Consider the following 16283-nt stretch of genomic DNA (forward strand, 5'->3'; position numbering starts at 1 on the left):
TTTACATGAAATCCATCCAGTCTTAATAATTGCTTTGTACACTAGAAGAGATGAAGTTCAAAGGGGAGAAATCTAATGAAACGTATACAATCTATTCGAATGGTCTGTTGTTTGATTTTGGTGATATTTAGTCTGCAATCTTTACTGCCTAGTATCATGACAGCTGAGGCGTTTTCTTCTTCTGAGAAAAAGGAGACTTTATGGAAACAAATAAAGCCGATGAACATAAAAAAAGCCCGAAAACTGATAGGAGAAACGGTAACGGTGAGCGGAATCGTAACAGCAGATCAATCCGCTATAGGGAATGGGAAACTATCAACATATATTCAAGACAAAACAGCTGGTCTCAATATTTATTCTGCGCAGCCTAAGAATTTTCCAGAACTGAAAGCAGGCATGAAGGTCACGGTGACTGGCAAGGTGACGACTTATAAAGGGCTCGTTGAAATTGTGCCAGATCAAGATCGTCTGAAGATAGAGTCTGTGAATCAGCCATTGCCTTCGCCAAAGAAAGTTTCCATTAAACAATTGGAATCGGATCAGGCAAGCAAATATGAAGGAAGATTAGTGAAGGTAAAAGGCTATGTAGAACAGACGCCAGATCAGCCAGCTGGCGGTGGATACAATGTGGTCATCATCGATAAAAAATATCATAGCACAGTCCTTAGAGTCATGGTTGATACGGGTGCCATTGATCAAGTGAAGACCGGAAAATGGTATGAGTTTACTGGCGTTTTAAGCAGATATGATACGCTGCAAGTACTTCCAAGACACAAAACCGATGTCAAATTGATGAAGCACCAGCCAAAGCCGCCAAAAATCAAAAAAGAATATGAGGCAACGGTAGATCGTGTTGTGGATGGAGATACCATTCATTTGAAGAAGCCTGTGCTCGGCACAACAAAGGTACGCTTCGTGAATATGGACACACCAGAAACCTACCACAAGCCAAAAAATGAATTAGATCAAAACCAGCTGCGCTTTGGACAAAAAGCAACGGATTATTTAAAAACGCTTCTTTCAAGTGGTGATCGAGTCACATTAAAGATTGGCCCGGAAGCAAAGGATGGATATGGACGTCTTTTAGCTCAAGTCAAAACCAAAAAAGGGCTGAATACGAACCTAGAGCTTGTGAAAAAAGGATATGCCCCTACTTATTTCATCTGGCCTGTTGGAGATGAAAAAGAGTATCAGATGTTCCAGCAAGCAGTGAAAGATGCCAAGGAAAAAGGGCTTGGTATTTGGAATGAAGAAGATCCTCTGTTAGAACAGCCGTTTGAATTTAGAGCACGCGAGCAGAAAAAAGGGCTCACACGTTATGTGGGGGATTCATCTGCAAAAACCTACGTATCACCTGACAGCTGGAATGAGATCGATGTAGATAAACGTGTCTTTTTTGCTTCTAAAGAAGAAGCAGAGCAGGCTGGATATCAGGCGTCAGCATCATCCAGTGAAGTCCCATTAACCATTTTAAGCATGAATGATCTGCATGGGAAAATTGATCAGCAATATGAGCTGGATGTAAAAGGTGATGGCAGTAAAGGAACATATGGACGGATGGATTATGTGGCGGCTTATATAAAACAAAAGCAAGCTGCGCAAAAAAATACACTGACAGTTCATGCAGGAGATATGATAGGCGGAAGCTCGCCGGTTTCTTCTCTTTTACAAGATGAACCAACCGTTGAACTAATGGAGAACATCGGCTTTGATGTTGGGACAGTTGGAAACCATGAGTTTGATGAAGGTGTAGATGAATTATGGCGCATCTTAAAAGGTGGAGATCACCCGAAAGGCACAAAAGGATACGATGGGCAGAACTTCCCGCTTGTTTGTGCAAACTGTGAATACAAGGATACTGGCAAACCACTTTTACCGGCCTATGAAATTATGGATGTCGAAGGAATTCCTGTGGCTTTTATCGGGGTTGTGACAACATCAGCGGCAGGTATGGTCATGCCAGAAGGAATTAAAGACATTCAATTTACTGATGAAGTCCAAGCTGTCAATGAAGCAGCGAAGGAATTAAAGCAAAAAGGGATTAAAGCGATCGCAGTTCTGGCTCATATGACCGCCTCTCAAAATGGTGATACCATTACTGGAGAAAGCGCAAGGCTTGCCAAAGAAGGCGATGACGAAATTGATGTCATTTTCGCTGGCCATAATCACGAAGTGGTCAATGGAGAAGTGAATGGAAAATTAATTGTCCAAGCCTTTGAATACGGAAAGGCAATTGGAGAAGTCAATGTCACACTTGACCGGAAAACAAAGGATATTGTCAAAAAGAGTGCAAAGATCCAGTATGTAGACCAGGCTGGTATTGAAAAGGATCAGGAGGCAGCGGACATTTTAGCTCGTTACGGAAAAGAAGTGGAGCCGATTATTAGTGAGGTGGTTGGAGAAGCAGGGGTCAAGATGGAGGGCGGCTATTCCAATGATGGTGATACACCACTTGGCAACCTCATTGCGGATGGCATGAGATATTCAATGAAAAGTGACTTTGCCATGATGAATGGCGGCGGCATCAGACAAAATCTCGAAAAAGGGCCGATTACTTGGGGAGATCTCTTTAATATTCAGCCATTCGGAAATGTGTTAGTGAAGCTGGACATCAAGGGGAAAGATTTAGTTGATATCATTGAAGCTCAAATATCTCCTCAATTTGGACCAGATTATAGTATTTCAGGCTTTTCTTATTCGTACGATCCGTTAACATATAAAGTAGTCGACTTAAAACTGCCTGATGGTTCTTCCGTTGTTTTCGACAAAACGTATACACTCACAGTGAATAATTTCATGGCGACTGCCACTGGAAGTAAGTATGCGCCGATTGGACGGCTAGGGAAGAATCCGGAAACAGGCCCAGAAGATTTAGAAGCAACAGTCGCTTTTGTAAAGAGCTTCGAGGGAGCTTCTATTGTGTATCAAAAAGAGGGCCGAATTCAACAAGCGAAACAAGAAGAAAAGGCAACAGCAAGCTAAAGAATCATCACCAAGGGCGAAGGAGTTAAAGCATGAAAAAGTGGCTTGCAGTGATTGTCATGTCAGCGGGAATTGTGCTGCTTTGCTGGGGAATTTGGCAAATCGCTTCTACTCACTTACAAACAGCACATTCGTTAGAGGAAGCAAAGAAGGTCGTAGAAACTGATCAAGGGATGACAAAGGAAAAATTTTCACCTGAAATGGGGAAAGCCTCTGGCATCCTGACCATTCCGAAATTAAAAGCCGATTTGCCGATTGTTGAAGGGACAGATGCGGACGACCTTGCCAAAGGCGTCGGTCATTACAAAGGCAGTTATTATCCTGATCAAAATGGACAAATCGTTTTGTCGGGACACAGGGACACGGTCTTCCGCCGGACTGGTGAACTGGATATTGGGGATCAGCTGAAAATCACTGTACCGTATGGTGAGTTTGTTTATGAAATCACGCATACGAAAATTGTGGATCAGCATGATACATCCATTATTACCTTACAAAATAAAAAAGAAGAGCTTGTGTTAACCACTTGCTATCCATTTCATTTTGTCGGCAACGCACCAGAGCGGTACATTATTTATGCGAAAAGAGCATCTGTCTAACGTCAAAAGAGCCTGTATGATCAGGCTCTTTTTTCTACATATTGTCCATTAATTCAGCCATATCAGGTGGAAGCGGTGCTTCTATCGTCAGCTTTTCACCTGTGAATGGATGGTTCATGTCTACTTGTTTGGCATGAAGGGCGCATCTGTTTATCAGGTCACGCTTCCCGCCATATAATGTATCGCCAGCTAAAGGATGCCCGAGACTGCTAAGATGGACCCGAATTTGATGCGTTCTGCCTGTTTCTAATCGCAGCTTAACGGCCGTCATCTGTAAACGTTTATTGAGATGGAAGACCTCATAATGAGTCTTGGCGCTTTGACCAGTAGGAGAAACCCTCCTTCTGACGGCATGGTGTTTATCACGTCCAATGGCTGCTTGGATCGTTCCTTTCTTTTTCTTAAACAGTCCTTGTGCGATGGCAAGATACGTTCTGTTAATCGCTTTTTTTGAAAGCATTTGATCGAGTACAGCATGTGCCAACCTGTGTTTGGCAAAAATAACGGTGCCGCTTGTGTCTTGATCCAGCCTATGTATATGTCTGACCCGCTTTTCTTCTCCATTTGCTTGAAAATGGAAAGCGACTAGGTTCGCCAGCGTACCTGTTTGTCCTTTTTCATTTGGATGCGTCGGCTTTCCAGCAGGCTTTTGGACAACTAATAAATGCTCGTCTTCAAAGAGTACCTCTAATTCACCGTATTCTGGCGTCACATCACTTTCTTCCGTCTCAAATAAATCAATGAGAATCTGATCACCTGTACTCACTTTTGCAGCATGGTGGGCAGGTTTTTGATTGAGACGGACTTTTTGGTGCTCCATCCAAAAATGGATAATCGGTTTAGAGGCAGACACTTCGTCTTTTAAAAATTGACTTAAGGAATTGCCATTTTGATGCTCACCTACTTTTAGGGAGAGCGTGTGTCCTTTTATGATCATGATATTCGTCCTCTCTTTGGGTATATATAGGAAACACTTACCTTAGCGAATGACTTTTTTTCTGTGCTATTCTGAATGGAGTAATAACGACAGAGAGGTAGATGCCACGTGAGATTAATGAAAGCTGCGACAGACCTTCAAGAGCAGGCAATTGAAGAAGTATCAAAGGAAATTGAAGATCTTTTATCCCATTCTGTCAATGGAGAAGCGCAGGAAAAACTACCCCCGCTTACATTCATTGATGGTGTGTATAACGGGACAATGGATGATGCTTTTCGTATCTTATCAGGTCTTCAGTTATTACATACCATTATTTTAAAGCCGAAGCGTCATATCACAAAACGAGATCGTGAGTTATTTGAACTCAACCGTGAACAAGTTAATGCGTGCGGTTTTTCTTTCCCGTTTGATTTAGATGATTTTGCAGGCCGTCACCTTCAAAATGCGTAAAAGTTGGTGTGAACTTCCTTGTTAACTTACAAGGTCGTCGCACATACTATTTTTAAGGGAACGGAGAAACCTTCAAGATCTGTAATACCAATTCCGCTCTTTTTCAACAATGTCTATTCTCCACGAATCGGAGCGCTTGGATCTCTTGCAGAAAGAATCGAACATGACAGGAGCCTGACAAAACGATGCAGGCTCCTTTTATACATAATCATTTTAGCAGACATTCATCTTTGAAAGTCAATTTTATTCACGATATGATAGCAGTATGGAAGATATTTCAGACTTTCGGAAAAAAGGAGTGGCCTCTTTGGTAAAGGCGATTATATTTGATTTTGATGGATTAATTTTAGATACAGAAACACATGAATATGAGGTTCTGCAGGAAATGTTTGCGGAGCATGAATCGGAGTTGCCTCTGTCTGTATGGGGAAATGTCATTGGAACGCAGGCAGGTTTTAAGCCTTTTGAATACTTGGAAGAGCAGTTAGGGAAGACATTAGATCATGAGGCACTCACAGAAGACCGGCGTTCACGTTTTCAAAAGAGAATGAAGGACGAAGCAGCAAGACCTGGTGTAGAAGCTTATTTAGAAGCGGCAAAGGAGCTTGGAATTAAGATTGGACTTGCTTCCAGCTCAGATTATAAATGGGTGTCTGATCACCTGAAACAAATTGGACTCTTCGATTACTTTGAATGTATCCGCACGTCAGACGATGTGGAAGAAGTGAAACCTCACCCAGAACTTTATTTGCAAACCGCACAATGCTTAGGCGTTGAGCCAAAAGATTGCGTGGCATTTGAGGACTCTGTGAATGGGTCAATCGCTGCCAAACGAGCGGGTATGAAATGTGTCATCGTGCCAAATAAAGTGACGAGCACACTGCAGTTTGAAGAATATGACGCGAGATTAGAATCCATGGCTGAAATCGAATTGCTCCAGCTATTCCATCAGCTTGAAAAAGAGGATCAGTAAGGGGGCAATACATCATGGCAGAAAAACTAGATTTAACGCGATTTGAAAAAAGAATGGTGATTCGAAATATTAGAGAAGAAGATATCGACCGAATCATCGCATTGCAAGAGGTATGCTTTCCAGGCATGGACCCTTGGAAAAAAGAGCACCTTGAAAGCCACCTTGAACATTTCCCAGAGGGCCAGTTCTGTGCGGAATTCGAGGGAGAAATCATTGGCTCATGTTCAAGTTTATTAATTAACTTTGATGAATACGATGATCGTCACACATGGCAGGACATCACAGATGATGGATATATCACAAACCATAATCCAGATGGGATGAATATGTACGGAATTGAAGTAATGGTCAGTCCTGAGTACCGCCGGATGAAAATCGGTCATCGTTTATACGAAGCAAGAAAAGACTTAGCGAGAAGATTAAATTTAAAAAGCATCATCATTGGCGGACGTATCCCGAATTATCATAAATATCAAGAGGAAATGACGCCTCGCCAATATGTAGAGCAAGTCATGCTGCACCAAATTTATGATCCTGTGCTATCTTTTCAGCTGTTAAATGAATTTAGCCTGATGCGGATCAATCCGAATTACTTGCCGGATGATAAAGCTTCCAGTACGTACGCAACGCTAATGGAATGGAACAATGTCGATTATCGTCCGCAATCGAAAAGATATTATAAATCGGCGTTCCCAGTACGAATTTGTGTCATTCAATATGCAATGAAGCAAATTCATTCCTTTGAGGAGTTTATGAATCAAGTGGAGTATTACGTGGATGTGGCATCAGATGCGTCAGCTGACTTTGCCGTTTTCCCGGAAATTTTTACAACGCAGCTTATGTCATATTTAGAAGAGAGATCACCAAGTCTAGCAGTGCAGCGGATCACAGAATATACCGAGGACTACATCAATTTGTTTACAGATCTCTCGGTCAAGTACAACATTAATATCATCGGTGGTTCTCATTTCGTTGAAGAGGAAGGGAAAATCTATAATATCGCCTATTTATTTAGACGTGATGGAACGATTGAAAAACAATATAAGCTGCATATCACGCCGAATGAAAGAAAATGGTGGGGGATTTCAGCTGGTGACCAAGTCCGGGTATTTGATACGGATTGCGGGAAAATTGCGATCCAAATTTGCTACGATATTGAATTCCCTGAGCTTGCTCGAATTGCAGCTGACAAAGGAGCGAAAATTATTTTCACTCCATTCTGTACAGAAGACCGTCAAGGCTATTTACGAGTACGTTACTGTGCGCAGGCGAGAGCGGTTGAAAATCAGATATATACGGTCATTTCTGGAACGGTCGGAAACCTTCCGCAAACAGAAAACATGGATGTCCAATATGCACAATCAGCAATCTTTGCACCATCTGATTTTGAATTCGCAAGAGATGGCATTGTAGGGGAATGCAACCCGAATATTGAAATGGTAGTTGTCGGTGATGTCGACTTAGAAATATTAAGAAGGCAGCGTCAAGATGGGACGGTTCGTCAGCTAAAAGACCGAAGAAGAGACGTGTACCATATTGAATATAAGAAATAACCAAAACAAGCGCCCCGCAGTTATGCGAGGCGCTTTTCTGTATGTTTACATTTTCTTTAATGCCACTGTAGCAAAATGGGCAATGCTTTTGGCAGCAAAAAATGGAACGTCTGATTTAACAAGAGATTGATAAATCGTTTTTTCTACTTGTTTCCATGTAAGAGCAGGCTCTTCTAAAAGATTTTTTAAATCAGGTCCTACATGCTGGTTGAAAAACTGTTCAAATTGTTCACGTTTTTCTTGTCCGGCAATCACTTCTAATTTTTGTAGCCATTTTTCTTGTTTTTGGAAAGATTGTTCAATGTTTTGTTTAATGGTGTCTGTTGTTGAAGGAAGCTGAAAATCACTTTCTCCTGTCACCTGCTTCGTTTGAATAGATGCAGCATCAGCTGTCTGTGTAATAGGTGAAGCGAATAAAAGGACAGTGGTGGAGAGCATCAAAGATTTTGCGATTGTTTTCATTAAGAAAACCTCCTAGTTCATTTAGTATTGTGCACGATATTTATTATACATTTTTGTTAAAAAAAGGTAATGAGACTTACCGCTTATTTTTTCATGCGACAAAGGGATGCCAAATGTAAAGACGAATATACTGAATGGAAATGATGTTTTACAAAGGGAGAGGGATATGGGGCGACAATCTAAACATCTGTATATCAATTTGCCGGTTAAGCATGTGAATGAGTCAAAGGCTTTCTTTGAACAGCTGGGGTTTGACTTTCAACAAGAACTGACGAATGAACATGCTGCTTGTTTTGTGATGAATGAGACGATCACAGTCATGCTGTTATCACTTAAGCATTTCCAATCCATTTCAGAGAAGGAATTGGTAGATGCCAGAAATGGCGCAGAGGTCATTATCTCTTTACAGGTCGAGACGAGGGAAGAGGTTGATGAGCTTGTAGAGCGTGCGATTGCAGCTGGTGGTTCACCGTTTAAAGAAAAACAAGACCATGATTTCATGTATGGCTGGAGCTTTCAGGATCGTGATGGTCATTTATGGGAAGTGTTTTATATGGATGAGGAGAGAAGCGACCTTTCATAAGGGTGCTTCTTTTTTATTGATGATCAGTGGTATGATAAGAGGGTAGAAAAAATAAGGAATTCATCTAGAGAAAAGTAGGTGCTTCATGGAATTTTTACTTGTCTTAATGCCAGTGTTCGGCATATTCCTTATAGGGTATATTGGGCAGAAGACAATTGGTTTTGATATACATACGCTTTCATCAATGTCTTTATATTTAATGTCACCATTTCTTGCATTTGAAACCTTTTATCAAAATAAAGTATCGATGGACTATGTGTACTTATCTATATTTGTCGTAGGGCTTTGTCTTTTACTTGTTTTATGTGTCTTCATTTTATCTCGAATTTACGGGTATTCGAATGAAACGTATTGTGCCATGATTTTGTCATCAGCATTTATGAATAATGGAAATTACGGCACGCCTGTTGTCCTTCTTGTTTTTGGAGCAGCTGGTTTAGATATTGCGATTGTGCTAATGGTCCTTCAGCAGCTCGTCATGAGTACGATCGGCATGTATTATGCAGCAAAAGGTGGAGAGGACGCGGGAGACTTGAAGGTCGTTCTAAAAAAAGTGCTGCGTATGCCGGTTGCTTACGGGGCTCTTCTTGGTCTATTATTTCAGCTCATTGACCTTTCATTACCTAAAGAGCTTATGACAGGTGTTCAGCTGGTCGGGGATGCAGCGATACCAACGATTATGCTGATTTTAGGTATGCAGCTCGCAGTGATTTCTTTTAAACAAGTGGATTATCGTAATATTTCCTATGCGGTGCTGCTGAAGCTGTTTATCTCACCACTCATCGCATTCGGCTTTACGCTTATTTTACCGGTAGATGATTTGGTGAAACAAATCATGATTTTAGTTGCAGCGATGCCGACTGCGGCGAATACAACGCTGATGGCTGTGCAATTTCGAACGAAGCCTGAGTTTGTCTCAAGCACGACGTTTCTCAGTACGATTTTAAGTATTGTGACTTTACCTGTTTTATTATGGATTTTATCCATGCACCCTCTGGGATAGGGGACGGCAAACAAAGGGGGACTTATGAATGAATGTAGATGTTCATTTTCAGGTAAGTGATGTGTTAAAAACGAAGCATTTTACGCATGCGAAAGTGTTAGCTGGGGAAAAGGGATTGTTTCGGCAGGTAAAATGGGTACATGTACTTGAAGTGCCTGCTGTAGAGGATTTGTTAAACGGAGGCGAGCTGATCTTAACGACGGCCGCAGGCTTCCATGATCAATTGGAAGTCTTTCAGGCGTTTTTAAGGCAGTTGATTGACTCAGGTGCGGCTGGATTATGTATTGAATTTGTACCGCTCCGGTTTGATGTACCGGAAGAACTAATTATTTATGCAGAAGAACGTGATTTTCCGCTAATTCTGTTTACAAAAGAAGTGAAGTTCGTCAATATTACACAGCATCTCCATACGATGATGATTGAACGTCAGTATCAGATGATGGCAGATTTAGAAGCCTTGTCGTCAAAGCTGAATGAGCTTTTACTAACTCCTCATCCGCAGATGAATATTTTGGATCAAGTGTATCAGCACGTGAGAGGGATACTACTGCTGATCCCTGTTCAAGGTGAGCCGATTATTTTATGTGATTCTTCCAAACAAACAGAAGAGCTTGTGATGAATTATTTGCAATATGCTTCATTACCAAAAGGATATGAAGTGACGCAAAAACAAGTCCTTGCACTCAAACAAACCTTTGCAGACCTCGTCCTCATTCATCAATCGAACACGCTCTCGGAATTTGAACTGCTTGTGATGGATAAAGGAGCGAATGCCCTTGCCCAGCAAACATTAAGAGAGCTGTATACAGAAGAGCTGAAGAAGACAAAAGAGAATGAATGGCTGCAAAAATGGTTTCATGAAGATCATACAGAAAGAGAGATCATAGAACACCTTGAGGAGACAGAAGGGCTGAAAAAACCGACCGGCTGTGTGGTGATGCTCTTTCAAAAAAACCACCAAATAGAAGAAATCGCAGGGAATCTTTATTTTCTTGTCTCTTGCCGCTCTATTTTTCAGCGTGCTGGTTTCCATTTGATTGTGTACGAGCATCAAGGACAAACCTTATTTATCTTATTGAATACAAGAAAAGTTGAGGACTGGAAAGAGCGTGCAGAAAAAGCGGCAAACGACATCACGCAATTATATGACCGTGAGCAGCCCGGCGAGGCAGTCATCAATTATGGAATCGGTTCATATTGTGAGCAATTTCAGCACATGAGAAAAAGTTTTCAAGCAGCGAAAGAAGTGCTGCATTTAAAGAAAGTGATGCCGCAGCGGGTAGAAAGCCCATTTTATCAAGATTTACATATGCTTCGGTTGATGCCTGTCATGAAAGAAAGCGGGTTATTAGAATGCATGGTGAAAGAGTATTTAGAGCCGGTGATTTTATATGATAAACAAAATAGCGGCAGGCTCTATCAGACGCTGAATATCTTTTTACAGACAAACGGTTCTAAAAAAGAAACCGCAAGCCAGCTCTATATTGTGAGGCAGACGCTTTATCACAGATTGGATAAGCTTCATGCTTTACTTGGTGAGGATATGATGCAAGCGCCGAAACGTCAAGCGCTTGAATTTGCGATCCTTGCTTATGAATTTTTACAGGGGAATCGCCATTAACGGTATATGTTAGATTTGCCAAGGGATCAAGTAGAGTGTCTCATGGTTCTTTTCAATCAGTTGACGATCTGTCTAATGTAATGTGTCTGGCCCCTTTTTTATAATGAGAGTAACGACATGGGCGGTCTTGTTTCAGTTTCATATGCCTCACTTTTTATCCATATAATGAATGGAGAGGTCATATGCAGGACCGGTTTAAGCTTCTTTGATGATGAAAACGGATACATGGGGGCGTGGGAAGATGAAAACACATAACGCACAAGATCTTCAGGCGAAAGATGATCAGTTTATTTGGCATCATATGAAAGGGACAAACAAAGAAAATGAAAGTATGGTGATTCATGAGGCAGAAGGCGCATGGGTGACAGATATTCATGGAAATCGCTATTTAGACGGGATGTCAGGGTTGTGGTGTGTAAATGCCGGATATGGACGTAAAGAGCTTGCAGAAGCGGCGTATAGGCAATTAAATACGATGCCTTACTACCCACTGACACAAAGCCATGTGCCAGCGATTCAGCTGGCTGAGAAGCTCAATGAATGGCTAGGCGGGGACTATGTGATCTTCTTTTCTAACAGTGGTTCTGAAGCGAACGAAGCGGCATTTAAAATAGCCAAACAATATCATGCGCAAAAGGGAGAGAGTACACGAACAAAATTCATTTCCCGATATCGATCGTATCATGGCAATACAGCAGCAGCTCTAGCCGCAACGGGTCAAGCGCAGCGTAAGTACAAATATGAACCGTTAGGTCAGGGGTTCATCCATGTCGCACCGCCTGATATGTACCGGCATCCTGAAGATCAAGAGAGCTTGGCAAGTGCTGATGCAATCGATCAAGCGATGACGTGGGAATTAAGTGAGACCATTGCTGGCGTCATCATGGAGCCGATGATTACAGGAGGCGGTATCTTAATGCCGCCAAAAGGATATTTGAAGAAGGTGAAAGAAATCTGTGAAGATCATGGGGCGCTCCTCATTGTGGATGAAGTAATATGCGGCTTTGGCCGGACAGGAAAGCGGTTTGGATTTATGCATGAGGACGTGAAGCCAGATATCATCACCATGGCAAAAGGGATCACAAGTGGATATTTACCGCTATCTGCAACGTGCGTGAAACGAGACATTTATGAAGCGTATGCAGGAGAAGATACGTATGACAGGCTACGGCATGTAAATACATTTGGCGGTCACCCTGCTTCCTGTGCGGTGGCACTTGCTAACCTAGAGATCATGGAAAACGAGCAATTAGTGGAGCGGTCAGGCAAGCTTGGCCAAGACATGCTCGAACGTTTGCAAGAGTTAAAAGAGCATCCATTTGTCGGTGATGTGAGAGGAAAAGGTCTGCTGTTTGGGATTGAGCTAGTGCAGGATCAGGCGTCAAAAAAGCCAGCTGATCCAAGTGTAGTCGGTCAATTGATTGCAGAATGTAAAAAGCGGGGATTGATCATCGGGAAAAATGGCGATACAGTGGCTGGCTATAATAACGTGGCACAGCTCGCACCACCGCTAAATATCACTGATGAAGACACCTCATTCATTATTCATACTTTAAAAGAAAGCATGGCGCAATTATAGCAGAGAAATCTCTGCTTCAGATTGTTGACAAAGGGCTAAAATGAACTTTATTTTAGCCCTTTGTCTTCTTTTCAGCGTGATAGAAAATCTTTGAAGTCTAGGAAGAACGAGTACTGGCGCGGAGCGAATTTGACATTCGTGAGCACCAGCACGCAGGACTGACAAAGAATGCGAGGGTTTGCCTACACGCTGTAGCAGAGAGGTTTCTCTGCTTTTTTCTATGCCCTGAAAGGATCAGGTTTTGATCGATCTGCTAGGCTGAATGGTCAATGGGCACACTAGGTGTATTGAAAAAAACATGCGATTCTATTACTGTAAGGAGAAGATAGAACCAATACACACGAGAAGGAGACGGCATATGAGTTTTCATGATCAACCCATTCTACCTGCTGTTCGCAATATGAAGCAATTTGAGGAATTTTTAAAAAGTCCATTTACATATGGGGTCTTACTGGATGTTCACTTAGGGCGGCTTAAGGGCATCATGAATGAGGCGAATGCGCATCATAAAAAAATGTTTGTCCATGTCGATCTCATTCACGGAATCAAACATGATGAGTACGGAACGGAATTTATTTGTCAGGAAATGAAACCAGCTGGCATTATTTCTACTAGGTCTTCTGTCATAGTAAAAGCCAAGCAGAAAAAGGTATATGCCATCCAGCGAATGTTTTTACTTGATACAAGTGCGATGGAAAAAAGCATGGAGTTTGTCGGGAAACATCGTCCAGATTTTATTGAAGTATTGCCGGGTGTCGTGCCAGATTTAATTACAGAAGTGCGCGAAAGAGCTGGAATACCAATATTTGCAGGAGGGTTTATCCGAACAAAAGAAGATGTAGAAAGGGCGCTTGCAGCAGGGGCGACAGCTGTCACCACATCGAATACAGAGCTTTGGAAAGCGTTCCAAAAGTGAAAAAGATAAAATGTGAAAATTGATTGACAACGTTTTCATCCTCGGTTACTATAGCACTAAGTTAATATCATGTGATGGAGAAACGGAGATCCACAACGACGCTTTACTAGGTGACAAATGACCCTGATGTAAAGTATGTTTGTTGTGGATCTTTTTTCTTTATCTTTTCTACACATTTATAGGGGATGGCAACTGAACCAGAGGAGGAATTTTTCATGACACCATTTTGGGGTGAAGTCGTTGGTACAATGCTTCTTATTATTTTCGGAGGCGGTGTGTGTGCGGCAGTCAGTTTAAAGAAATCGCTCGCTTATCAGTCCGGCTGGATTGTAATCGCTTTCGGATGGGGATTTGCAGTAGCGATTGCAGCTTATGCCACTGGAGGAATCAGCGGTGCACATTTAAACCCGGCGCTGACAATAGGTCTTGCATTAGAAGGAAGTTTTCCTTGGGCTGATGTTCCAATGTATATTGTCGGTCAAATGCTTGGCGCATTACTCGGAGCTATTATTGTCTTCTTACATTACTTACCACACTGGAAAGCGACAGACGATCCAGGTGCAAAACTAGGCGTATTCTCGACTGGTCCTGCGATTCCGCATACTTTTGCAAACGTGCTCAGTGAAGTCATTGGTACATTTGTATTGGTGGTAGGAATTTTAGCGATTGGTGCAAATAAATTTGCAGACGGAGTCAATCCGCTGATTGTTGGTTTCTTAATTGTCGCAATTGGTCTTTCATTAGGTGGTACAACTGGTTACGCAATTAACCCTGCACGTGATTTAGGTCCAAGAATCGCACATGCCATTCTGCCGATTCCAGGTAAAGGTCCATCAAATTGGAAATATGCTTGGGTTCCTGTTGTTGGTCCAATTTTGGGCGGTGCATTTGGCGGTGTTTTCTATAATGCAGCCTTTAAAGCGAACGTCACACCAGCCTTTTGGATTGTAAGCGTTATTTTAGTTGTGGTATTGTTAGGACTCTATGTTTCTACGAAAAACCAGACAAATGCTGTCAATGAAAGTATGTAAGGGGAGGAAAACATCATGGCAAAAGAAAAATATATTCTCGCATTAGATCAAGGGACAACAAGCTCAAGAGCGATCTTATTTGATCAAGAAGGTAAAATTGCCCATACAGCTCAGAAGGAATTCAATCAATATTTTCCGAACCCAGGCTGGGTAGAACACAATGCAAATGAAATTTGGAGCTCTGTTCTATCAGTTATTTCAACTGCTTTAATCGAATCAGGAATTGAAGCAGATCAAATCGCCGGTATCGGAATTACGAACCAGCGTGAGACAGCTGTCGTTTGGGATAAACATACAGGCGCACCCGTTTACAATGCAATTGTTTGGCAGTCACGACAAACATCTGGTATATGTGATGAGCTAAAAGCGCAAGGGCACGATGAAACGTTTAGAAATAAAACGGGTCTACTCATTGATGCTTATTTCTCAGGTACTAAAGTGAAATGGATTTTAGACAATGTCGAAGGTGCTCGTGAGAAAGCAGAAAATGGTGACTTGCTGTTTGGCACAATCGATACATGGCTCATTTGGAAAATGACTGGCGGTCAATCACACGTGACAGATTATTCAAATGCATCAAGAACGTTAATGTTCAATATTTACGATCTGAAATGGGATGAAGAACTACTTGATATTTTAGGTGTTCCAGCTTCCATGCTGCCAGACGTCAAACCATCATCACACATTTATGGTGAAACAACAGACTATCACTTCTTCGGTAAAAATATTCCGATTGCAGGAGCGGCAGGAGATCAGCAGTCTGCGTTATTCGGTCAGGCTTGCTTTGAAGAAGGAATGGCGAAGAACACATATGGTACAGGATGTTTCATGTTGATGAATACAGGGGAAAAAGCAATTAAGTCAGATCATGGATTGTTAACGACGATTGCATGGGGCATTGACGGCAAAGTTGAATATGCTTTAGAAGGAAGTATTTTCGTTGCTGGCTCAGCGATCCAGTGGCTGCGTGATGGACTTAGAATGTTTAAAGACTCAAAAGACAGTGAAGCTTATGCTGAGCGCGTTGAGTCAACAGACGGCGTATATGTCGTACCAGCATTCGTTGGTTTAGGCACACCATATTGGGATAGTGATGTCCGAGGCGCTGTATTCGGTTTAACACGCGGTACTTCTAAAGAGCACTTTGTTCGTGCAACGTTAGAATCACTTGCTTATCAAACGAAAGATGTTTTAGATGCGATGGAAAAAGATTCAAACATCTCACTTAAAACATTACGTGTCGATGGCGGGGCTGTAAAGAATGATTTCTTAATGGGCTTCCAAAGTGATTTGCTCGATGTACCAGTAGAACGTCCAGAAATTAATGAAACGACGGCACTCGGTGCGGCCTATCTTGCGGGAATAGCAGTTGGCTTCTGGAACGACCGTTCAGACATTGCAAAACAATGGAACCTTGACAAGCGCTTTGAACCTAAAATGGAAGAAGACAGCCGTGACTCGTTATACAGCGGGTGGAAAAAGGCTGTAAAAGCAGCTCAAGCTTTCAAATAAACAAAAAGTATGGTATACTTCAAGTAAGTTAATAGAACGGTTGGAGAACTGGAGAGACCGCAAGCACCGAAGTGTAGAAATA

14 protein-coding genes are annotated in these 16283 nt (G+C 42.0%); 12 read left to right on the forward strand and 2 right to left on the reverse strand.

Annotation, left to right across the window (positions count from 1 at the left end; genetic code table 11):
- Window positions 1-75: 75 nt before the first annotated feature.
- On the forward strand, window positions 76-2982 hold the full coding sequence (locus tag M2353_RS04695) for a 5'-nucleotidase C-terminal domain-containing protein (RefSeq protein ID WP_284725038.1): 2907 nt from the start codon (window positions 76-78) through the stop codon (window positions 2980-2982).
- A gap of 32 nt (window positions 2983-3014) precedes the next feature.
- Window positions 3015-3581 carry a class D sortase gene (locus M2353_RS04700; protein ID WP_284725039.1) on the forward strand — a complete coding sequence of 189 codons (567 nt, stop codon included), beginning with the start codon at window positions 3015-3017 and terminating at the stop codon, window positions 3579-3581.
- 34 nt (window positions 3582-3615) lie between these two features.
- On the opposite strand, the gene M2353_RS04705 is transcribed toward M2353_RS04700, so the two are convergent.
- Complete coding sequence (locus M2353_RS04705; protein WP_284725040.1) at window positions 3616-4518, reverse strand: RluA family pseudouridine synthase; 903 nt, start codon at window positions 4516-4518, stop codon at window positions 3616-3618.
- Between the two features lie 108 nt (window positions 4519-4626).
- Here M2353_RS04705 and M2353_RS04710 point away from each other — a divergent pair, with 108 nt between their 5' ends.
- The 3 genes from M2353_RS04710 (at window position 4627) to M2353_RS04720 (ending at window position 7494) form a co-directional block, all read left to right on the forward strand.
- Window positions 4627-4968: a DUF5365 family protein gene (locus M2353_RS04710; protein WP_340939642.1), complete on the forward strand. Its 342-nt coding sequence runs from the start codon at window positions 4627-4629 to the stop codon at window positions 4966-4968.
- 307 nt (window positions 4969-5275) lie between these two features.
- Entirely contained in the window at window positions 5276-5941 is a 666-nt protein-coding gene (locus tag M2353_RS04715) for an HAD family hydrolase (RefSeq protein ID WP_017366913.1), read from the forward strand.
- A 14-nt stretch (window positions 5942-5955) separates the two neighbouring features.
- On the forward strand, window positions 5956-7494 hold the full coding sequence (locus tag M2353_RS04720; RefSeq protein ID WP_007497061.1) for a bifunctional GNAT family N-acetyltransferase/carbon-nitrogen hydrolase family protein: 1539 nt from the start codon (window positions 5956-5958) through the stop codon (window positions 7492-7494).
- A gap of 45 nt (window positions 7495-7539) precedes the next feature.
- Here M2353_RS04720 and M2353_RS04725 read toward each other — a convergent pair whose 3' ends face one another.
- Window positions 7540-7956 (reverse strand): hypothetical protein, encoded by a 417-nt coding sequence (locus M2353_RS04725; protein WP_284725041.1) that lies wholly within the window; start codon window positions 7954-7956, stop codon window positions 7540-7542.
- Window positions 7957-8122: 166 nt separating this feature from the next.
- Here M2353_RS04725 and M2353_RS04730 point away from each other — a divergent pair, with 166 nt between their 5' ends.
- The 7 genes from M2353_RS04730 (at window position 8123) to glpK (ending at window position 16201) form a co-directional block, all read left to right on the forward strand.
- A complete protein-coding gene (locus M2353_RS04730; protein WP_008349030.1) occupies window positions 8123-8539 on the forward strand; it encodes a VOC family protein in 417 nt (138 codons plus the stop codon).
- An 85-nt stretch (window positions 8540-8624) separates the two neighbouring features.
- Entirely contained in the window at window positions 8625-9542 is a 918-nt protein-coding gene (locus tag M2353_RS04735) for an AEC family transporter (protein ID WP_284725042.1), read from the forward strand.
- A gap of 28 nt (window positions 9543-9570) precedes the next feature.
- A complete protein-coding gene (locus M2353_RS04740; RefSeq protein ID WP_284725043.1) occupies window positions 9571-11163 on the forward strand; it encodes a PucR family transcriptional regulator in 1593 nt (530 codons plus the stop codon).
- A gap of 241 nt (window positions 11164-11404) precedes the next feature.
- Window positions 11405-12742, forward strand: coding sequence for an aspartate aminotransferase family protein (locus M2353_RS04745; protein ID WP_284725044.1), 1338 nt, complete (start codon window positions 11405-11407; stop codon window positions 12740-12742).
- A 358-nt stretch (window positions 12743-13100) separates the two neighbouring features.
- Window positions 13101-13658, forward strand: a complete 558-nt coding sequence (locus M2353_RS04750; RefSeq protein WP_017360356.1) for a glycerol-3-phosphate responsive antiterminator — start codon at window positions 13101-13103, stop codon at window positions 13656-13658.
- Window positions 13659-13873: 215 nt separating this feature from the next.
- Entirely contained in the window at window positions 13874-14689 is an 816-nt protein-coding gene (locus M2353_RS04755) for an MIP/aquaporin family protein (protein ID WP_008349011.1), read from the forward strand.
- Between the two features lie 15 nt (window positions 14690-14704).
- Complete coding sequence (glpK, locus tag M2353_RS04760) at window positions 14705-16201, forward strand: glycerol kinase GlpK (RefSeq protein ID WP_007497075.1); 1497 nt, start codon at window positions 14705-14707, stop codon at window positions 16199-16201.
- Window positions 16202-16283 lie beyond the last annotated feature (82 nt).

It is taken from the genome of Bacillus aerius, assembly GCF_029894105.1.
GTDB classification, from domain to species: Bacteria; Bacillota; Bacilli; order Bacillales; family Bacillaceae; genus Bacillus; species Bacillus altitudinis.

Excerpts from the sequence above, each read along its gene's own strand:
- M2353_RS04695 (WP_284725038.1), top strand. The coding sequence starts at position 76 with ATGAAACGTATACAATCTATTCGAATGGTCTGTTGTTTGATTTTGGTG.
- M2353_RS04700 (WP_284725039.1), top strand. The coding sequence starts at position 3,015 with ATGAAAAAGTGGCTTGCAGTGATTGTCATGTCAGCGGGAATTGTGCTG.
- M2353_RS04705 (WP_284725040.1), bottom strand. The coding sequence starts at position 4,518 with ATGATCATAAAAGGACACACGCTCTCCCTAAAAGTAGGTGAGCATCAA.
- M2353_RS04720 (WP_007497061.1), top strand. The coding sequence starts at position 5,956 with ATGGCAGAAAAACTAGATTTAACGCGATTTGAAAAAAGAATGGTGATT.
- M2353_RS04725 (WP_284725041.1), bottom strand. The coding sequence starts at position 7,956 with ATGAAAACAATCGCAAAATCTTTGATGCTCTCCACCACTGTCCTTTTA.
- M2353_RS04730 (WP_008349030.1), top strand. The coding sequence starts at position 8,123 with ATGGGGCGACAATCTAAACATCTGTATATCAATTTGCCGGTTAAGCAT.
- M2353_RS04735 (WP_284725042.1), top strand. The coding sequence starts at position 8,625 with ATGGAATTTTTACTTGTCTTAATGCCAGTGTTCGGCATATTCCTTATA.
- M2353_RS04740 (WP_284725043.1), top strand. The coding sequence starts at position 9,571 with ATGAATGTAGATGTTCATTTTCAGGTAAGTGATGTGTTAAAAACGAAG.
- M2353_RS04745 (WP_284725044.1), top strand. The coding sequence starts at position 11,405 with ATGAAAACACATAACGCACAAGATCTTCAGGCGAAAGATGATCAGTTT.
- M2353_RS04750 (WP_017360356.1), top strand. The coding sequence starts at position 13,101 with ATGAGTTTTCATGATCAACCCATTCTACCTGCTGTTCGCAATATGAAG.
- M2353_RS04755 (WP_008349011.1), top strand. The coding sequence starts at position 13,874 with ATGACACCATTTTGGGGTGAAGTCGTTGGTACAATGCTTCTTATTATT.
- glpK (WP_007497075.1), top strand. The coding sequence starts at position 14,705 with ATGGCAAAAGAAAAATATATTCTCGCATTAGATCAAGGGACAACAAGC.